At 40.7% G+C, this 18,036-nt stretch carries 15 protein-coding genes; 8 read left to right on the forward strand and 7 right to left on the reverse strand.

The window, feature by feature from the left end; all coding sequences use genetic code 11:
• On the reverse strand, window positions 1–989 hold a 989-nt coding region (locus tag F994_RS17615), incomplete at its 3' end, for a BapA/Bap/LapF family prefix-like domain-containing protein (RefSeq protein ID WP_004649639.1).
• A gap of 773 nt (window positions 990–1,762) precedes the next feature.
• On the opposite strand from F994_RS17615, the gene ribBA reads away from it, so the two are divergent.
• The 8 genes from ribBA to F994_RS07450 are packed head-to-tail and all read left to right on the forward strand — an operon-like array spanning window position 1,763 to window position 9,942.
• Window positions 1,763–2,878 (forward strand): bifunctional 3,4-dihydroxy-2-butanone-4-phosphate synthase/GTP cyclohydrolase II, encoded by a 1,116-nt coding sequence (ribBA, locus tag F994_RS07415; protein WP_004649640.1) that lies wholly within the window; start codon window positions 1,763–1,765, stop codon window positions 2,876–2,878.
• Between the two features lie 18 nt (window positions 2,879–2,896).
• Window positions 2,897–3,367: a 6,7-dimethyl-8-ribityllumazine synthase gene (ribH, locus tag F994_RS07420; protein WP_004649641.1), complete on the forward strand. Its 471-nt coding sequence runs from the start codon at window positions 2,897–2,899 to the stop codon at window positions 3,365–3,367.
• Window positions 3,368–3,370: 3 nt separating this feature from the next.
• On the forward strand, window positions 3,371–3,820 hold the full coding sequence (nusB, locus tag F994_RS07425; RefSeq protein ID WP_004649642.1) for a transcription antitermination factor NusB: 450 nt from the start codon (window positions 3,371–3,373) through the stop codon (window positions 3,818–3,820).
• Window positions 3,821–3,840: 20 nt separating this feature from the next.
• Window positions 3,841–4,773, forward strand: coding sequence for a thiamine-phosphate kinase (thiL, locus tag F994_RS07430; RefSeq protein WP_004649644.1), 933 nt, complete (start codon window positions 3,841–3,843; stop codon window positions 4,771–4,773).
• Window positions 4,751–5,278 carry a phosphatidylglycerophosphatase A family protein gene (locus F994_RS07435; protein WP_004649645.1) on the forward strand — a complete coding sequence of 176 codons (528 nt, stop codon included), beginning with the start codon at window positions 4,751–4,753 and terminating at the stop codon, window positions 5,276–5,278. The genes thiL and F994_RS07435 overlap by 23 nt, the downstream gene beginning before the upstream one ends.
• 17 nt (window positions 5,279–5,295) lie before the next feature.
• Window positions 5,296–6,660 carry a bifunctional UDP-N-acetylglucosamine diphosphorylase/glucosamine-1-phosphate N-acetyltransferase GlmU gene (gene glmU, locus F994_RS07440; RefSeq protein WP_004649646.1) on the forward strand — a complete coding sequence of 455 codons (1,365 nt, stop codon included), beginning with the start codon at window positions 5,296–5,298 and terminating at the stop codon, window positions 6,658–6,660.
• 12 nt (window positions 6,661–6,672) lie between these two features.
• On the forward strand, window positions 6,673–8,511 hold the full coding sequence (gene glmS, locus F994_RS07445; protein ID WP_004649647.1) for a glutamine--fructose-6-phosphate transaminase (isomerizing): 1,839 nt from the start codon (window positions 6,673–6,675) through the stop codon (window positions 8,509–8,511).
• A 60-nt stretch (window positions 8,512–8,571) separates the two neighbouring features.
• Window positions 8,572–9,942: a phosphohexomutase domain-containing protein gene (locus F994_RS07450; protein WP_004649648.1), complete on the forward strand. Its 1,371-nt coding sequence runs from the start codon at window positions 8,572–8,574 to the stop codon at window positions 9,940–9,942.
• A gap of 56 nt (window positions 9,943–9,998) precedes the next feature.
• Here the strand turns inward: F994_RS07450 and galE are convergent, their stop codons facing one another.
• The 6 genes from galE to F994_RS07480 form a co-directional block, all read right to left on the reverse strand.
• Window positions 9,999–11,018: a UDP-glucose 4-epimerase GalE gene (galE, locus tag F994_RS07455; protein WP_004649649.1), complete on the reverse strand. Its 1,020-nt coding sequence runs from the start codon at window positions 11,016–11,018 to the stop codon at window positions 9,999–10,001.
• A complete protein-coding gene (gene pgi / locus F994_RS07460; protein WP_004649650.1) occupies window positions 11,011–12,678 on the reverse strand; it encodes a glucose-6-phosphate isomerase in 1,668 nt (555 codons plus the stop codon). The genes galE and pgi overlap by 8 nt, the downstream gene beginning before the upstream one ends.
• Complete coding sequence (locus F994_RS07465; protein WP_004649652.1) at window positions 12,675–13,934, reverse strand: nucleotide sugar dehydrogenase; 1,260 nt, start codon at window positions 13,932–13,934, stop codon at window positions 12,675–12,677. The genes pgi and F994_RS07465 overlap by 4 nt, the downstream gene beginning before the upstream one ends.
• 13 nt (window positions 13,935–13,947) lie before the next feature.
• The gene (gene galU, locus F994_RS07470) at window positions 13,948–14,826 is read right to left on the reverse strand and encodes a UTP--glucose-1-phosphate uridylyltransferase GalU (protein WP_004649653.1); all 879 of its coding nucleotides are present in this window, start codon (window positions 14,824–14,826) and stop codon (window positions 13,948–13,950) included.
• Between the two features lie 15 nt (window positions 14,827–14,841).
• On the reverse strand, window positions 14,842–16,707 hold the full coding sequence (locus F994_RS07475; protein WP_004649654.1) for a polysaccharide biosynthesis protein: 1,866 nt from the start codon (window positions 16,705–16,707) through the stop codon (window positions 14,842–14,844).
• A gap of 149 nt (window positions 16,708–16,856) precedes the next feature.
• Entirely contained in the window at window positions 16,857–18,026 is a 1,170-nt protein-coding gene (locus tag F994_RS07480; protein ID WP_004649655.1) for a DegT/DnrJ/EryC1/StrS family aminotransferase, read from the reverse strand.
• Window positions 18,027–18,036: the final 10 nt, after the last annotated feature.

The following is an 18,036-nucleotide window of genomic DNA, read 5'->3' on the forward strand; positions in this document are numbered from 1 at the left end:
CCATCTTGACCATCGGCACCGTCCGCGCCTTTTAGATACTTGATTAAGTCCTGTACTGTCGAGCCTACAGGTAATTCACCCGCTTCAATCAACACTTCAAGCGCTGACTTTCCATCTGCTCCAGTAGCGCCTGTTCCACCAGTATCACCAGTAGCGCCCGTTGAACCCGTTCCACCTGTAGAGCCTGTTTCACCCGTCGCACCCACTTCCCCTGTAGTACCAGTAGGTCCTGTTTCACCTGTGGCACCAGTAGGTCCTGTTTCCCCAATAGAACCCGTTATATCTGCGGTAATTGTTTCTTTGCCTGTATTGCCTGAGCCATCTGTAACTTCAACAGTGACTTCTTCTCCATCAATTAATGGTCGTGTTAAATCAATATCAACACTACCATCTTTAGTTACATTCCCTTCACCAATAACATGACCGTTTTGATCTTTAATGACAACTTTACCGTTTTCATTTGACTCGACACTAATTGTATCTTGATCTTTTTGGGTCACATCAATGACTGGCGGCGTTGTATCAAGAATTGGTGAAGTCGTATTGTTCGCTTGATTATCATTATTGTTATCGTGGTCGCCAGCCCAAGCGACAATTCCTGCAGCAGCTAATGGTATTGCTGCCCATAATAAAGGATTCGCTATACCATCAGAATATAATAAAAGTTCAACTTCCTCTAAATTGCTATAAACAATAGGGTCTAAAAACACCCCTTGTTCATCTGTAAACCGAACCCAGAGCAACTCATTCTGATCAGAATGTAATACCAAGCTATGATCTGCTTTAAAAAAGCCATTTAAGGTAATAACTTCGCCATTTTTTAAAACAATGACAGCATTATCATATTCTTTTCGTATCTCTAAAATGTCCTCTTTTGATAGGTTCAACCTGACGACTGTTGGCGTGTTAGTAAGATTAATATTTTTTATATCTGCTGATAAGTTGCTTTCTATATGAGAAATCTTATCAATTAAGACATTTTCATTCATACATCTACCCTCTTTTAAAAATTATTATTTAGAAATGTAGTTTTATTAAAATTAAAATGATTAACAGAAAACATACCATTTCAGTCAGGTTTTAAAACGGTTTTTAACAATAATTTACATTTGTAAATTTTAAAAATAAGATATTGATTTTTATTATTAATTTAAAAAATAATCAGTTAAAATAAAATTTTAAATAACCAAATATTTTATTTTTATATCCAAAAGTAAAAAAAATTAGTCAAAATATTTACGATAAATTCCTTCTCATGCCACTTAAATTCGCTCTATTTATGCTCAATAGATTGCTCTTTAAATAAAAAGTTCGATGAGATTTTGAAAGAGAGTCATTTCATCATCTGACAAAGCACCCCATCAATTTTCGCCATAAATAATGACGGACTCATAGGAAGGGATCTAAACGATTGAAAAAAGAAAATGATCAAATAATGACTGAGGGTTCAATACAATAATTTCATCAAAAAATAGCCCGTATGCTTATTCCGCGTTTTATACAAAAACAGCTTAAAATCGGACAAAGCATTATTATTTTGCATAAGCTTGTCATTATTTATGCATTTCAAATGTTTAAAGATTAGTCACAATGTCGTCTTTTTAAAATAAAGCCCTCTTTTCAAGCATTCTACGACTGTGTATAACAATGGGCTGTTTAGGGAAAACTGATAAGCATAGGCAAAGAACGTCAAAACACGTTAGACTATGCAACAATCAATACAAGCAAAATGTCGTTTGAGACAAAAAGAAGGTGAAGATTGATGCCGCTCAATACCGTTGAAGAGCTCGTAGCAGATATCCGTGCAGGAAAAATGGTCATCCTGATGGATGATGAAGATCGTGAAAATGAAGGTGATTTAGTTATTGCTGCGACACATGTACGTCCAGAAGATATCAACTTTATGATCACCCACGCACGTGGTTTAGTTTGCTTAACGCTTAGTCGCGACCGTTGTCAGCAACTGAATCTTCCTCTTATGGTCGATGCGAACGGCGCACAGCATGGTACGAATTTCACGCTTTCTATTGAAGCAGCAGAAGGGATTTCAACAGGTATTTCACCTGCTGAGCGTGCACACACCATTCAAACAGCTGTTGCAGCGCATGCTAAACCTGCTGACATTGTTCAGCCGGGTCATATTTTCCCACTCATGGCACAACCCGGTGGCGTATTGCACCGTGCAGGTCATACCGAAGCTGGTTGTGACTTATCTCGTCTTGCAGGGCTTGAACCAGCCTCTGTGATTTGTGAAATCATTAATGAAGACGGCACCATGGCGCGTCGTCCAGACCTTGAAGTTTTCGCAGAAAAACATGGTTTGAAAATAGGGACAATTGCGGATTTAATTCATTACCGCATGACCAATGAACAAACGGTTGAACGTATTGATCAACAAACCCTAGACACTGAATACGGTACTTTTGATTTGTACCGTTACCGTGAATTGGGTAATCCAGATATTCATTTGGCTTTAGTGAAAGGTCAGCCTGCTGAGGGCGTAACCACAGTTCGTGTACATGGCTTTAGCCCAGTTCGTGATTTATTGAAACTCAATAAACAAGATGGTGAACCCGCATGGAACTTAGACCGTGCATTAAAAGAAATTGCCAACAGTGATCGTGGTGTTTTGGTGTGGATTGGTCAACGCCATTTACAAGATTTAGGTCCTGCTTTAAGCAACTTAACGGCACCCAAACCAAGCAAATCAAATGCAGCACTTTCTCAGCAATATCAAACGATTGGTGTAGGTGCGCAAATTTTACGTGATTTAGGCGTAGAAAAGATGAAGCTGCTCAGCTCACCTTTACGCTTCAATGCCCTATCAGGCTTTAATTTAGAAGTGGTGGAATATATCACCGCAAATCAAACAACTTAAGAAATCATCGAGGTTGCTATGGCAGTTCGCCGTATTGAAGGTATGTTACATCTCGCGAGCGAAGGCCGTTACGCGATTTTAGTGGGCCGTTTTAATAGCTTTGTTGTCGAACATCTATTAGAAGGTGCAATTGATACATTGAAACGTCATGGTGTATCAGAGGATAATATTACTGTTGTTCACGCGCCTGGCGCATGGGAACTTCCTGTGGTTGCAAAAAAACTTGCCGCTTCAGATCGTTTTGATGCGATCATTGCACTTGGTGCTGTGATTCGTGGCAGCACACCGCACTTTGATTTTGTTGCTGGTGAATGTGCTAAAGGTTTAGGCGTTGTTGGTCTAGATACTGGCTTACCAGTGATTAACGGTGTACTCACTACGGATAGTATTGAACAAGCGATTGAACGCTCTGGTACAAAAGCAGGTAATAAAGGTGGCGAAGCTGCCCTTACTGCAATTGAAATGGTTAACTTGTTAAAGGCTATTTAAAGCATGTCGCAAACACTTCAAGCTACTTATGCAGCGAAACGTAAAGCACGTCGCTTTGCTGTACAAGGAATTTATGAATGGCAGATGAGCCACAATCCGGTCCATGAAATTGAAGCACGCACGCGTGTGGAAAATGCCATGCACAAAGTGGATCTCGGCTATTATCATGAATTGTTAACTCAAGTGGTTGCCAATCATGAAGCATTGGATGCGCTCCTCATCCCTGTGCTTGACCGTGAACTTAATGCCTTAGATGGTGTTGAGCTGGCGGCACTTCGTCTAGGCGCATATGAACTCAAGGATCATCTTGAAATTCCATATCGCGTTGTTTTAGATGAATCGATTGAGCTTGCTAAACACTTTGGTGGTGCTGACAGCCATAAATACATCAATGGTGTATTAGACCGTTTAGCAACCAGCTTACGTGCAGCAGAAAAGCAACAAGCCGACTAATTTTTCAGTAGATTTGTTGTATGGCTGAGTTTTCCATCATTGACACTTATTTCAATCGACAGACTGTTACATCTAAAGATGGCAACACTGTCGACTTAGGTGTCGGTGATGACTCAGCCCTGCTCACTCCCCCACCCAACCAACAATTGGTCATCTGTGCCGATACTTTGGTTGCGGGTCGACATTTCCCTTTAGACACCTCTCCCCATGCCATTGGCTGGAAATCTGTTGCCGTCAATTTATCCGATATTGCCGCAATGGGTGCCAAACCGCATAGCATTTTGCTGGCCTTGAGCTTACCCCAAATTGATCATGACTGGCTCAAAGGCTTTAGTCAGGGTTTATATGAGTGTTGCGATCAATTTGGGGTCAGTTTAATTGGTGGTGATACCACGCAAAGTCCACATCTCACCCTTTCGGTGACCGCACTGGGCTGGATTGAAACAGGTCAAGCAGTAACGCGTTCAGGCGCGCAAATCGGTGATTATATTTGTGTCAGTGGTCATGTTGGTGATGCTGCTTTTGCTTTACAGCACCTTGGTCATGCACTGCAAAAACGTTTGGATTATCCGACACCGCGTTGTCAACTCGGACAACAGCTGAAAGGCTTAGCCTCAGGCATGATTGATGTATCGGATGGTTTAGCCCAAGATTTAGGTCATATTCTCAAAGCATCCGATGTCGGTGCTCAAATTCAATTGGATCAACTTCCAATCAGCGAAGCACTTCGTATTTTACCTCAAGAAAAACAATGGCATCACGCTTTGGCGGGTGGCGATGATTATGAATTATGTTTTACAATCAGTGCACAAAATTATCATCGACTTTTGCAACAACAATTAGATATTAATATTACGATGATTGGACAAATTACCAAACAAAAGGGATTAACTTTTGAGCTGGATGGTGCACACTATCCACTGCAATTTCATGGATACCAACACTTTGCATAAACCCGCAATCAATTTTAAAAACATGTCTTGGTTCAACCGCTGTATCGTGTTTTGCGGTGTTGGATTTGGCTCTGGACTGCTTCCAAAAGCACCAGGCACCTTTGGTTCTGCTTTCGCATTGTTGTTTATTCCCATTTGGCTGACATTGGGGTTTTTGAACGCCACATTAGCTATAATCCTCATGTCTGTTGTTGGCATCTATATTTGCGGGCAAACTGCGAAAGTGATGGGGGTTCATGATGATGGGCGTATTGTTTGGGATGAGTTTGCTGGACAATCGATTACCTTTTTACCGCTCATTTATTTAGGGGCAATGAACTGGTATTGGGTCTTGATTGGATTTGCTTTATTTCGTTTGTTTGATGTATGGAAACCTTGGCCTATCAGCGTGATTGATCGTCAAGTTGCTGGTGGTTTCGGCATTATGCTGGATGATATTATCGCTGGCATTTGGGCCGCTCTCTGCATCTGCATTTATTTATATTTTGTGATTGGCTTAAGCTAAAACTTGTAGGATTGCATATGTCTACTAACGTTATTATTCTTGCTGCAGGTAAAGGAACACGTATGCGTTCAACTTTACCGAAAGTATTACAACCGCTTGCAGGACGTCCTTTATTGGGACATGTGATTGAAACTGCAAAAAAACTCAATGCCGCAAATATTATTACCATCTATGGTCATGGTGGAAATCTGGTTCAACAAGCCTTCGCCCAAGAAAATATAGAATGGGTTGAACAAGCCGAACAACTCGGTACAGGTCATGCAGTGAAAGTGACTTTGCCCGTGTTACCTACGGACGGCGTATCGCTGATCCTCTCGGGTGACGTGCCGTGTATTACTGAGGCGACCTTAAAAAAACTACTACAAGCATCCGTAGAAACGGGGATTGGTATTGTCACCCTGACAATGGATGACGCCACAGGTTATGGCCGTATTGTGCGTAAAAATGGTGAAATTCAAGCCATTGTTGAACATAAAGATGCCAACGATGAACAACGAAAAATTAAAGAATTTAATACCGGTATTTACTGCGTCAATAATGCCAAATTGCATGAATGGTTACCCAAACTTTCCAATGAAAATGCGCAAGGTGAATATTACCTAACGGACATTATTGCCATGGCAATTGCCGATGGTTTAAGCGTCGCTTCGGTTGAACCGGAATTGGCTTTTGAAGTTGAAGGCGTCAATGACCGCGTGCAACTGGCAACATTGGAACGTGAATTCCAAAACCACCAAGCCAAAAAACTGATGCAGCAAGGGGTACATTTAATGGATCCTGCACGTTTTGATTTACGTGGTCAGTTAAGCGCCGGTCAAGATGTGCGTATTGACATCAACGTGATCATTGAAGGTGATTGTGAATTTGGTGATCAGGTCGAAATTGGTGCTGGTTGCGTGATTAAAAATACTAAAATTGCAGCAGGCACAAAAGTGCAACCGTATAGCATTTTCGATAATGCTGTTGTCGGTGAAAATGCCCAAATTGGACCATTTTCACGTTTACGCCCGGGTGCTAAACTTGCTAATGACGTGCATATTGGTAACTTCGTTGAAGTAAAAAACTCCAGTATTGGTCTAGGCTCTAAAGCCAATCACTTCACTTATTTAGGTGATGCTGAAGTCGGTGCAGGTTCAAATATTGGTGCAGGTACGATTACCTGTAACTACGACGGTGCGAATAAATTTAAAACCATTATTGGCGACTCGGCTTTTATCGGTTCAAATAGTTCGCTGGTTGCTCCAGTTAATATTGGCAATGGTGCAACGGTTGGTGCCGGATCGGTAATTACCCGTGATGTTGCAGAAAATAGTTTAGCTTTCGAGCGTTCAAAACAAGTGGCCAAAGAAAACTATCAACGCCCCGAAAAAGTGAAAAAATAAGAGGATTTAAATATGTGCGGAATTGTTGGTGGCGTTGCTGAACGTAATATTATCAATATTTTAATTGAAGGTCTTAAACGCCTTGAATACCGTGGCTATGATTCAGCAGGGGTTGCGCTGATTAATCAAGGCCAAGTTTTACGCGAACGTCGTGTCGGTAAAGTGGTTAATTTAGAACAAGCCGTCAATGAAGCAAATATCGAAGGTTCATTAGGCATTGCCCATACCCGTTGGGCAACGCATGGCAAACCGACTGAAAATAACGCCCATCCGCATATTTCCGGTACAGTTGCAGTGGTGCATAACGGTATCATTGAGAACTATCAAGAACTTAAAGATGAGCTTGAAGCCCTCGGTTATGTCTTCACCTCGCAAACAGATACCGAAGTGGTTGCGCATTTAATCAATGATGCCCTGAAATCGACTTCTAGTCTTTTAAGCGCAGTGCAACAAGTCGTGCCACAACTCAAAGGGGCTTATGCGCTCGGAATCGTGCATACAGATCATCCTGATGAATTGATCACAGTGCGTGAAGGCTCGCCGCTGGTGATTGGTGTTGGTATTGGCGAAAACTTTATTAGCTCGGATCAATTGGCTTTGCTGCCGATCACGAATCGTTTTATTTACCTTGAAGAAGGTGATATCGCACGCTTAACCCGTAGCAGCATTGAAGTCTTTGTTGAAGGTCAATTGGTTGAGCGTCCCGTGAAAGAATTAGATGCAACCGTGAGCACGGTGTCTAAAGGTGAATATAAACATTACATGCTCAAAGAAATTTATGAGCAACCCGAAGCCATTCAACAAACCATTTCCCAAGCGCTCAATAGCAATGCATTACGTGCCGATTTCTTAGCCGAAGCGGTTGCCGATTTTGAAAGCATTCAACAAATACAAATCATTGCCTGTGGTACCAGCTACCATGCAGGCATGATTGCAAAATATTGGTTTGAACAACTGATTGATTTACCTTGTCAGGTGGAAATTGCCAGTGAATTCCGCTATCGCACACCAGTCATTGTCAATCACACGCTGTATGTGTGTATTTCTCAATCAGGTGAAACCGCCGATACTTTAGCCGCGCTACGTGATACGCAAAAACGTGCATTGGCAAAAAATTTAGACATTGTCACCATGACTATTTGTAATGTGGCAACCTCTTCAATGGTGCGTGAAACCAAGCATAGTTTACTGACTTTGGCAGGACCTGAAATTGGGGTGGCTTCAACCAAAGCTTTCACCACGCAACTTGCCGCACTGATGCTGTTGGTTTTAAAAATTGGTCAAGTCAAGCAAAGTATTGCTGCTGAACAAATGACAAAAATCATTACTGATCTATGGCATACACCGAAAGTTATTTTAGATACCTTGCAGCAAAATAAAGATATTTTACGTTTATCTGAATTGTTTGTTGAAAAACAACACTGCCTATTCCTTGGCCGTGGCACCGAATTCCCGATTGCACTTGAAGGTGCATTAAAGCTGAAAGAAATTTCTTATATTCATGCAGAAGGCTATGCAGCAGGCGAACTGAAACATGGCCCGCTTGCACTGGTCGATAATGACATGCCTGTGGTAATTCTTGCACCGCAAGATGACATGCTGGATAAGCTGAAATCGAATATGGAAGAAGTCCAAGCCCGAGGCGGAGAGTTGTTTGTCTTTGCCGATGAGAACAGCGGTATTAAAGGCAAAGACCGTCAACACGTGGTCCATGTTCCGAGTATCAATCCAATTCTTGCGCCAATTGTTTACAGCATCCCAGTGCAATTACTGTCTTACCATGTCGCTGTACTTCGTGGTACCGATGTTGACCAGCCACGTAATCTGGCAAAATCAGTCACTGTAGAATAACTTCAGATCAAAAGGCCAGTTTAAACTGGCCTTTTTCTTCTGTCTCAATGAGAAAAAGTCATGACCCAACTTACCTGTTTTAAAGCCTACGATATTCGTGGCAAACTTGGTACAGAACTGAATGAAGACATTGCCTATAAGGTTGGTCGCGCTTATGGTCAAATTTATCAGCCCAAAACAGTGGTGATTGGTTGTGATATCCGCCTCAGCAGTGAAACATTAAAACAAGCCACCATCCGTGGTTTAAATGATGCAGGCATTAATGTCCTCGATTTAGGCATGACAGGCACAGAAGAAGTCTATTTCGGTGCATTCCATCTCGATGTTCAAGGTGGCATTGAAATTACTGCGAGCCATAATCCAATGGATTATAACGGCATGAAATTGGTCCGTGAAAATGCACGACCGATTGGTGCCGACTCAGGTTTAAAAGAAATTCAAGCACTGGCTGAATCTGGTACATTTATAGACGTTGAAAACAAAGGCACTGTGCAAAATTATAATATTTTGCCTGAGTTTATTGAATATCTGATGACCTATATTGAGCCTGAAAAAATCAGTCCTTTAAAACTGGTGGTCAATGCAGGTAATGGTGCGGCAGGCCATGTAATTGATGCCATTGAAGAAAAATTTAAGCACCTTGATATCTCGGTTGAATTTATCAAAATCAATCATCAGCCAGATGGCACTTTTCCAAATGGTATTCCCAACCCTATTTTAGTGGAAAATCGTGCCAGCACTTCTGAAGCAGTGATCGCACATCAAGCCGATATCGGTATTGCGTGGGATGGTGACTTTGACCGTTGCTTCCTTTTTGATGAAAAAGGTCAATTTATTGAAGGCTACTATATTGTCGGTCTACTGGCTCAAGCCTTCCTATTGAAGCAGTCAGGCGAAAAAATCGTGCATGATCCACGCTTGGTTTGGAATACCTTAGCCATCGTCGATGAACTGCAAGGCATTGCCGTGCAATCGCAATCTGGGCATTCATATATTAAACAGAAGATGCGTGAACACAATGCCATATATGGCGGTGAAATGAGTGCACACCATTATTTCCGTGATTTTGCCTATTGTGATAGCGGTATGATTCCATGGTTATTGGCGATTGCCGTGTTATCAGAAACCAAACAGTCTCTTTCTACCTTGGTAGAAAACATGATTACTAAATTCCCATGTTCAGGTGAAATCAACTTTAAAGTTGCTGATACTCAAACTACGATTCAAAAGATTTTTGATCACTATGCCGAGCAAAATCCTGAAATAGATCAAACCGATGGGGTCAGTCTTAACTTTGGCACATGGCGTTTTAATGTCCGCGCCTCCAATACTGAACCCTTACTGCGTTTGAATATTGAAAGTCGCTTAGATCACAATCCTAAACCGATGCAAAATTATGTAGATGAACTAACCCTATTAATTCAGGGCTAATCCTAGAGTTGAAATTAAAATGGGAGCAACTTTGCTCCCATTTTTAATGGATATCGCTAGTTTTTATAACCTGTTGGGTTTTGTTTTTGCCAATTCCAACTGTCTGCCAACATATCCTCTAGGCCATATTGCGGCTGCCAGCCCAATTCTGCTACAGCACGTGCATTATCCGCAAATGACGTTGCCACATCACCTGCACGGCGTGCTACAAATTCAAAAGCAACGGCTACACCCGTGACCTGTTCAAAGGTATTTTTGACTTGTAAAACCGATGAACCATTGCCTGTACCAATATTCCATGCACGACAACCGTGAGCATTTAAACGATTATTCAACGCACATAAATGCGCACGGGCTAAATCGACCACATGGATATAATCACGCACGCCAGTCCCATCAATCGTATCGTAATCATTGCCAAAAATAGCCAATTTTTCTCGACGACCGACTGCAACCTGAGTCACATAAGGCATCAAATTATTCGGAATGCCTTGTGGATCTTCGCCAATGCGACCACTTTTATGTGCACCAACGGGATTAAAATAACGCAGTAATGCAATCGACCAATGCTCATCTGCGATGCACAGCTTTTGTAATAATTGCTCAACAATCAGCTTGGTATAACCATAATTATTATTGGGTATGCCTGTTGGCATATCTTCATTTAAAGGCGATATATTGGCTTCATCATAGACCGTTGCCGATGAGCTAAACACTAAATTAAATACCTTTGCGCGTTGCATGGCTTGTACTAAACAAATCGAACCCGCAATATTATTGTCAAAATACTTGAGTGGAATCTGCTGACTTTCACCTACGGCTTTTAAACCAGCAAAGTGAATGACGGCATCAATCTGATGTTCAGCAAAGACTGTATCCAAAGTTTGAGCATCTCGAATATCCCCTTGCATAAAGGTCAACGATTTTTCTGTCAGTTCTTGCACACGTGTTAAAGACTCGGCAGAACTATTAGATAAATTATCCAGCACCACAACCTCATGCCCTGAATTTAACAGTTCAACACAGGTGTGTGAGCCAATATAACCTGCACCACCCGTCACTAAAATTTTAGCCATGTGCTTTTCCTAATAATATTTGAATTAAACCTTGCGTAGAAACATCTAAAGTTGAAAGATCTTTCTCATCACCATTTAAAATTGGCAACAGTTGATTGGCAATTTCTTTACCCTTTTCTACGCCCCATTGGTCAAATGGATTAATATTCCAAAGTACTGATTGCACAAATACTTTATGTTCATACATGGTAATCAGCATACCCAAACTATAAGGATTCAATTCTTGTAATAAAATAGTGGTACTTGGTTGATTGCCACTATATTGTTGATATAGCGGTAAATCTGCTAATTCTTTTTGATCCAAAGCTTGATTGCCAAATGCCAATAAACGTGATTGTGCCAAGCAATTCGATAGTGCTAAATGGTGCTGTTCAATTAAGGCCTCTGCATTTTCAACATAGGTAAATTGATTGGCATTATAGCGTTTCACAGGTGCAATAAAGTCACAACTGACTGAATGGCTGCCTTGATGTAACAATTGATAAAATGCATGTTGCGCATTCGGTCCAACCTCCCCCCAAACAATCGGGCAAGTATCCAGTTGTACTTTTTCCCCATTACGCTGAACCGACTTACCATTCGATTCCATTTCTAATTGTTGTAAATAAGCTGCAAAATATTTTAACCGGCCATCATAAGGCAAGACTGCATGGGTTTGAATATTCAGAAAATTATTATTCCAAACCCCCAGTAAGCCCATCAACACTGGTATATTTTTTTCAAACGGGGCATTTTGAAAATGCTCATCCACCGCATAAGCACCGGCAAGCAACTGCTTAAAGCCCTCAACCCCAATACTTAATGCAATAGGCAAACCAATACACGACCACAGTGAATAACGCCCCCCCACCCAATCCCAAAGCAACAACTGGTTTTCAGCAGCAATCCCCCACTCGGTCATTTTTTCAGGCTTGGTCGATATACCAATAAAATGATTTTTTAACAGGCTCTCGCTTTTTCCAAGCGACTTTTCCAACCATTGTCGCACCGTTTGTGCATTTGAAAGTGTATCAATGGTGCCAAAAGATTTTGATGAAATAATAAATAAGGTAGTTTCTGGGCGCAGCTGATGCAGCAACTCAGAAAGCTGGCTGCCATCCATGGTGGATACAAAATGTACCGCCAATGGCTTAACTGTCTTCACTTTATAATCCGAAAGCGCATGACTGACCATGAGCGGACCTAAATCGGAACCACCAACACCAATATTGACCACATCTTGAATCACTTCACCCGTTGCACCACGATATTGACCAGCGTGAAGTTTATCCACCAAAGCATACATACGGTCTAACTGTTGATGCACTTGCCGATTGATCTGTGGAAATTTTTTATGATCCACGGGTTGGCGCAATGCCCAGTGCATGGCTGCACGCTGTTCTGTATAGTTGATTTTTTCTTCAGAAAAAAATCGCTGAATCCAAGCCGCTAATTCATTGGATTGAGCAAAAGCCAATAAACTATCTAAAACCTGTTGATCCATACGATGCTTGCTATAATCAAATACGATTTGATCGCACTGCACTGAAAATTTTTCAAAGCGATTTTTCTGAGTAAACAATTCATTTAAATGAAGACTATTATGCCGATTTGCAGCATCACGTAATTGTTGCTTTAGGGCTGTTTTACGTTTTGAATCGTGTTCAATATTTTCACTCATACACGACCTACGCCTTGGTAAGCAAAGCCCTGTGCTTTGACAAATTCAGGGTTAAATATATTTCGGCCATCCAAAATCAATGGATGCCTCATTTTCTGTTGTATCTGTTTAAAGTCAGGACTCCAATACTGCTTCCATGCGGTCATGACACATAAAGCATCGGCATGTTCAACCGCCTGGTATTGTTCATCACATAGAATTAAATCGTCTCGATGACCATAAACTTTATGTATTTCATCCAGTGCTTGTGGGTCATGCAATTGAACTTTCACGCCCTGCGCCCATAATGCAACCAGCATAGTATGAATTGGAGAATTATGAATACTCGACGTGTTCTCTTTAAAAGATGCACCCCAGATAGCAACCGTTTTGGCTTTTAAATTACCATGATAGTAATTCCAAAGTTTCCGAAACAAGATTTCTTTTTGTTGTTGGTTAATTTCCCAGACTTGTTCTAATAGTTGGCTCCGCACCCCAGTATCCGATACCGTATGCGATAAAGTCAGAATATCATGTGAAAAATTCTCACCACCAAAACCCACACCAGATGACAAATATGCCGCACCGATACGGCTATCCGCAGCTAAACCTTGTCTAACATTGGCAATATCAATTCCCAGCTTTTCTGAAACGAGAGCAAGATCATTCATATAACTAATACGAGTTGCCAACATGCCGGAAATACTGAGTTTGGTAAATTCAGCATCTAAAATGGGCATTATCAAAAATTGCTGTTTGAATTGAAAAAAAGGACGCAGCAACTCTTGCATGAGTTGTGCAGTTTGATCCTGATCGACCCCAACGATCACTTGTTTGGAATCTGTAAAGCTGCGAATCGCATTGCCTTCTTGAATAACATCAGGTAAATATGCCCAGTGATCCAAAGGAAGTTTCTGCTTTAACTGATCTGTACCACGTAAACCAAAAGTTGAGCCATTGATCATTAATTTTGGATGAATAATCGGTAATAAACTAATTTTTTCAGCAATCGTTAAAGCTTGATTTAACTCAGATGGGCTATAAGAAAATAAATAAGCATCCTGATCATGAAAGAGTTGATCAATCGAGATCATCTTTAAAAAATCAGTGTGCAGCTGCTTTAGAATCAAACGATTGACTGAATCATCTTGATATTGTGGTGCTTTGGGTACTGGTAAATCTGATGCCAAACACCAAGACACTTGATGTCCAAAATCGGCCATCAAGCCAGCTAATACACCCGCTTGTAGGGTGGTGCCAAAAACACTAATTTTCATGATTCACCCAAATTTAATCTAAGTTTAAATCTTGAATTAATTGCTTAAATTCAGCACCCAACTGGGGGTGTGCAAGACCATAATGCAATACCGCTTTTAAATAACCCAACTTACTTCCACAATCAAAAGTTTGACCTTTCATTCGGTAAGCTTCAACCGCTTCCGTTTTCTGTAACATCGCAATTGCATCAGTTAGTTGAATTTCATTGCCTGCACCTTTAGGCGTTTGTTCCAAAATTTGCATAATGTGAGCAGGCAGTATATAGCGCCCCACCACCGACAAATTGGATGGTGCAGTACCCACTGCTGGTTTTTCCACAATCCCTTGCATGACTATGCTTTCACCCTCAACAGGCGATACTTGTACATCGACTATACCGTACTGATCAACGAGATGCTCGGGTACTGCTTCCACCATAATTTGTGCAGCTTGATTTTGATTAAAACGATCAATCATCAAAGATAAATCATTCTCAGCAGCTTTATTTTGCACCAGTACATCCGGTAGCAGTACAGCAAAAGCATCATCACCAATCACAGATTTAGCACACAGTACAGCATGTCCTAAACCTAAAGGTTGCGACTGACGAACACTAATAATACTGACATTTTCTGGTAAAATTTCAGTGATTTCTTTAAGTAAATCAAACTTTTTCTTTTGTACTAAAGTGGTTTCAAGCTCAAAATTGCGATCGAAATAATTTTCGATCGATGCTTTCGATGAATGCGTCACCAAAATAATTTGCTCAATACCCGCTGCAATTGCTTCTTTAATGACATATTCAATAGCTGGACGATCAACCACCGTCACCATTTCTTTAGGAATCGATTTACTTGCAGGTAAAAATCGTGTCCCTAAACCAGCAACGGGAAGAATGGCTTTTTTGATCATCGTCATACCTAAACACTAATTTACTTTAACTTCTTTACCACGTTGATAGCCATCAACATAATGTTCTAATTGTGCCAATGCCCAATCCACATCACTATCAATTGCTGTTAACGCATTTAAACGCTCAAAAATTTCAACTAACTCATCCAAAGGATAATGTTTTTCTATCGAACGTAAAATACGACTATGTTGGGTAATTTCTGTATCTTCATGGTCGATCAATAACTCTTCATACAGTTTTTCACCCGGACGTAAGCCTGAATATTGAATTTCAATATCGCCATTATTAGAGCTTTCTTCACGAACTTTCAAACCACTGAGTGAAATCATTTGGCGTGCAAGATCTTGAATACGAACAGGTTCACCCATATCCAACAAGAACACATCACCTCCTTGTCCTAAAGCCCCCGCCTGAATCACCAACTGTGATGCTTCTGGAATCGTCATAAAGTATCGTGTGACATCAGGATGGGTCACCGTAATGGGACCACCTTTGGCAATTTGTTGCTTAAACAATGGAACAACGGAGCCTGATGAACCCAAAACATTACCAAAACGTACAATACTGACCTGAGTCTGGTTTTGTGCCTCAGCCATAGCCTGACAGTACAGTTCAGCCATGCGTTTTGACGCCCCCATGACATTGGTTGGGCGTACTGCTTTATCGGTTGAGATTAAAACGAAGGTCTCAACCCCTTTTTTAACTGCTGCATTAAGGCTAAATGCGGTACCAATTGAATTATTTTTCAACCCAGCCAGTGGATTACACTCAACCAAAGGCACATGCTTATATGCCGCTGCATGATATACGGTTTGTACTTGATATTGTTCAATCACACGTTCTAATTTACGTTGATCCAGTACCGTACCTAATATGGGAATAATTTCAATATCACTATTTAAATTCAATTCTTTATCAATAGCATACAGTGCAAATTCCGTAAGCTCATAAATCACTAATTTATTTGGCTTATTTTTAACAATTTGTCGACAGAGTTCTGAACCGATTGAGCCACCAGCCCCTGTGACCATGACCACTTTATTTTGAATATTTTTAGCCAATAATTCTTGAATTGGCGGTACAGGGTCGCGGCCTAATAAATCAATAATATCTACTTCTTGGATATCTGAAACGCGAATTTCACCATCCACCAATCTGGTCAAACCTGGAATTTCCGTGATTTTAAGATGTGCTGGCTCTAAAAACTTAATAATTTCGCTTTTTCGCACCCGCCCTACCGAAGGTAACGCAATTAATATTTCATCAACATTTTGTTTAGAAAGTAAATTTAAAGCATAGGTAGGATTATAAACTTTAAGTCCACCCATCATTTGACCGAATAATGATGCATCATCATCAATAAAAAATATCGGTAAATGTTCGTCTGACCGATAGAGTGTAGCAGCGACCTGCTGCCCAGCATACCCAGCACCATAAATTGCCACCCGCTTACGTGGAATATCCGATTGGAGATATGATTTTACCACTGAACGAATGATCACTCGACTAAACCATACCCACATAAACATCAAAAAACCAAACATAAATGGAATAGATGTGGGAATAAAAGCATGCGTCCAATAGGCCATCGCATATAAACCGACCACTGTCAGCGTCGTAGCAAGTGCCAATTTAGCAATAAAAACTTCGTTAAATGTACGAACAATAAAACTATAAACACCACAAATCAATAAGGCAAAAACCGCCAAAAAACTGACCCATAAGGAGCCAAAAGCTAAGTTGGGAACAACTTCTGTACCCAAATTAAATGCACGAAGGGCGTAACAAAGCCAAATTAAAATAGGAAAGACCATGAAATCTAAAGCGATTAAAAAACTTTGCTTCAAGTGTCTAGGCGCAGCAGCAAATGGAACTATCATTGATTTCACAGGAAAAACTTCTTTTTTAAATTCGATTATTTATCTAGATGATATAAAAGTTGATTTCATCTAAATCCCCTAGCATTTAAATCATATATATCGAATGTGAAGCAGTATCTTTATACATGCGTCACTTAGTCAAAATTATTTTAAAGCTGGTTAATCACTTGCTGAATACTCGCTACAGTTTTATTCAGACTATCTAGACTCAAAGTCGGGTGAACTAAAAACATCAAGCTGGTTTCACCTAACATCTGGGCATTGGCTAAACGCTTTTCAGGTCGCCATGCTGTATGATCAAATGCATGCTCTAAATAAACTTCTGAACATGAACCACTAAAACATGGTACACCTGATGCATTAATTTCCTGCATGATGCGATCACGCGACCAACCTTCCGGCAATTTTTCAATATTCACTTGAACATAACATTTATAACATGCATGCACATAATTATTTGACGGACGATGCACAGTAAAATAGGGGCTATTTTCAAACGCATTTAAAATAATATCGGTATGATCCTTACGCTTTTTTGTCCATTCTGGCATTTTTGTCAACTGGATACGCCCAATCACCGCTTGCATTTCCATCATGCGCCAATTGGTACCAAATGAGTCATGTAGCCAACGGAATCCCGGTGGATGCTGCTTATTGTAAATGCTGTCAAAATTTTTACCATGGTCTTTATATGACCACATTTTTTTCCATAACTCTTCATCATTGGTGGTGACCATACCACCTTCTCCACCCGTGGTCATGATTTTATCCTGACAAAATGACCATGCCGCAATATGACCAATTGAGCCTGCAAGTTTGCCTTTATATTGTGCACCATGCGCTTGCGCACAGTCTTCTATGACATAAAGACCTTTATCGTGAGCCAATTGCATGATTGGGTCCATATCACACATCCAACCTGCCAAATGCACACAAATAATCGCTTTTGTATTAGGCGTCAGCACAGCTTGAATGGTTTGCGCTGAAATATTCTGTGAATCGAGTTCTACATCAGCAAAAATAGGGTTCGCCCCTGCTGTCACAATTGAACTGGCTGAAGCCAAAAAGGTCCGCGAGGTGACAATCACATCATCCCCTTCACCAATACCTAATGCTTTTAATGCGACATCTAAAGCAACCGTGCCATTGGCTAATGCTACTGCATATTGAGTACCTGCGAACTGTGCAAATTCTTTTTCAAATTCATGGCATTCTTGACCTGTCCAATAATTCACTTTATTTGAAAGTAAAACATTAGAAACAGCATCTGCTTCTTCTTTGGTAAAACTTGGCCATGGTTCAAATGCAGTATTGAGCATAATTCATTCC

Origin of the sequence: Acinetobacter bohemicus ANC 3994, assembly GCF_000367925.1 — a bacterium.
GTDB classification, from domain to species: Bacteria; Pseudomonadota; Gammaproteobacteria; order Pseudomonadales; family Moraxellaceae; genus Acinetobacter; species Acinetobacter bohemicus.

Excerpts from the sequence above, each read along its gene's own strand:
- ribBA (WP_004649640.1), top strand. The coding sequence starts at position 1,763 with ATGCCGCTCAATACCGTTGAAGAGCTCGTAGCAGATATCCGTGCAGGA.
- ribH (WP_004649641.1), top strand. The coding sequence starts at position 2,897 with ATGGCAGTTCGCCGTATTGAAGGTATGTTACATCTCGCGAGCGAAGGC.
- nusB (WP_004649642.1), top strand. The coding sequence starts at position 3,371 with ATGTCGCAAACACTTCAAGCTACTTATGCAGCGAAACGTAAAGCACGT.
- thiL (WP_004649644.1), top strand. The coding sequence starts at position 3,841 with ATGGCTGAGTTTTCCATCATTGACACTTATTTCAATCGACAGACTGTT.
- F994_RS07435 (WP_004649645.1), top strand. The coding sequence starts at position 4,751 with ATGGATACCAACACTTTGCATAAACCCGCAATCAATTTTAAAAACATG.
- glmU (WP_004649646.1), top strand. The coding sequence starts at position 5,296 with ATGTCTACTAACGTTATTATTCTTGCTGCAGGTAAAGGAACACGTATG.
- glmS (WP_004649647.1), top strand. The coding sequence starts at position 6,673 with ATGTGCGGAATTGTTGGTGGCGTTGCTGAACGTAATATTATCAATATT.
- F994_RS07450 (WP_004649648.1), top strand. The coding sequence starts at position 8,572 with ATGACCCAACTTACCTGTTTTAAAGCCTACGATATTCGTGGCAAACTT.
- galE (WP_004649649.1), bottom strand. The coding sequence starts at position 11,018 with ATGGCTAAAATTTTAGTGACGGGTGGTGCAGGTTATATTGGCTCACAC.
- pgi (WP_004649650.1), bottom strand. The coding sequence starts at position 12,678 with ATGAGTGAAAATATTGAACACGATTCAAAACGTAAAACAGCCCTAAAG.
- F994_RS07465 (WP_004649652.1), bottom strand. The coding sequence starts at position 13,934 with ATGAAAATTAGTGTTTTTGGCACCACCCTACAAGCGGGTGTATTAGCT.
- galU (WP_004649653.1), bottom strand. The coding sequence starts at position 14,826 with ATGATCAAAAAAGCCATTCTTCCCGTTGCTGGTTTAGGGACACGATTT.
- F994_RS07475 (WP_004649654.1), bottom strand. The coding sequence starts at position 16,707 with ATGATAGTTCCATTTGCTGCTGCGCCTAGACACTTGAAGCAAAGTTTT.
- F994_RS07480 (WP_004649655.1), bottom strand. The coding sequence starts at position 18,026 with ATGCTCAATACTGCATTTGAACCATGGCCAAGTTTTACCAAAGAAGAA.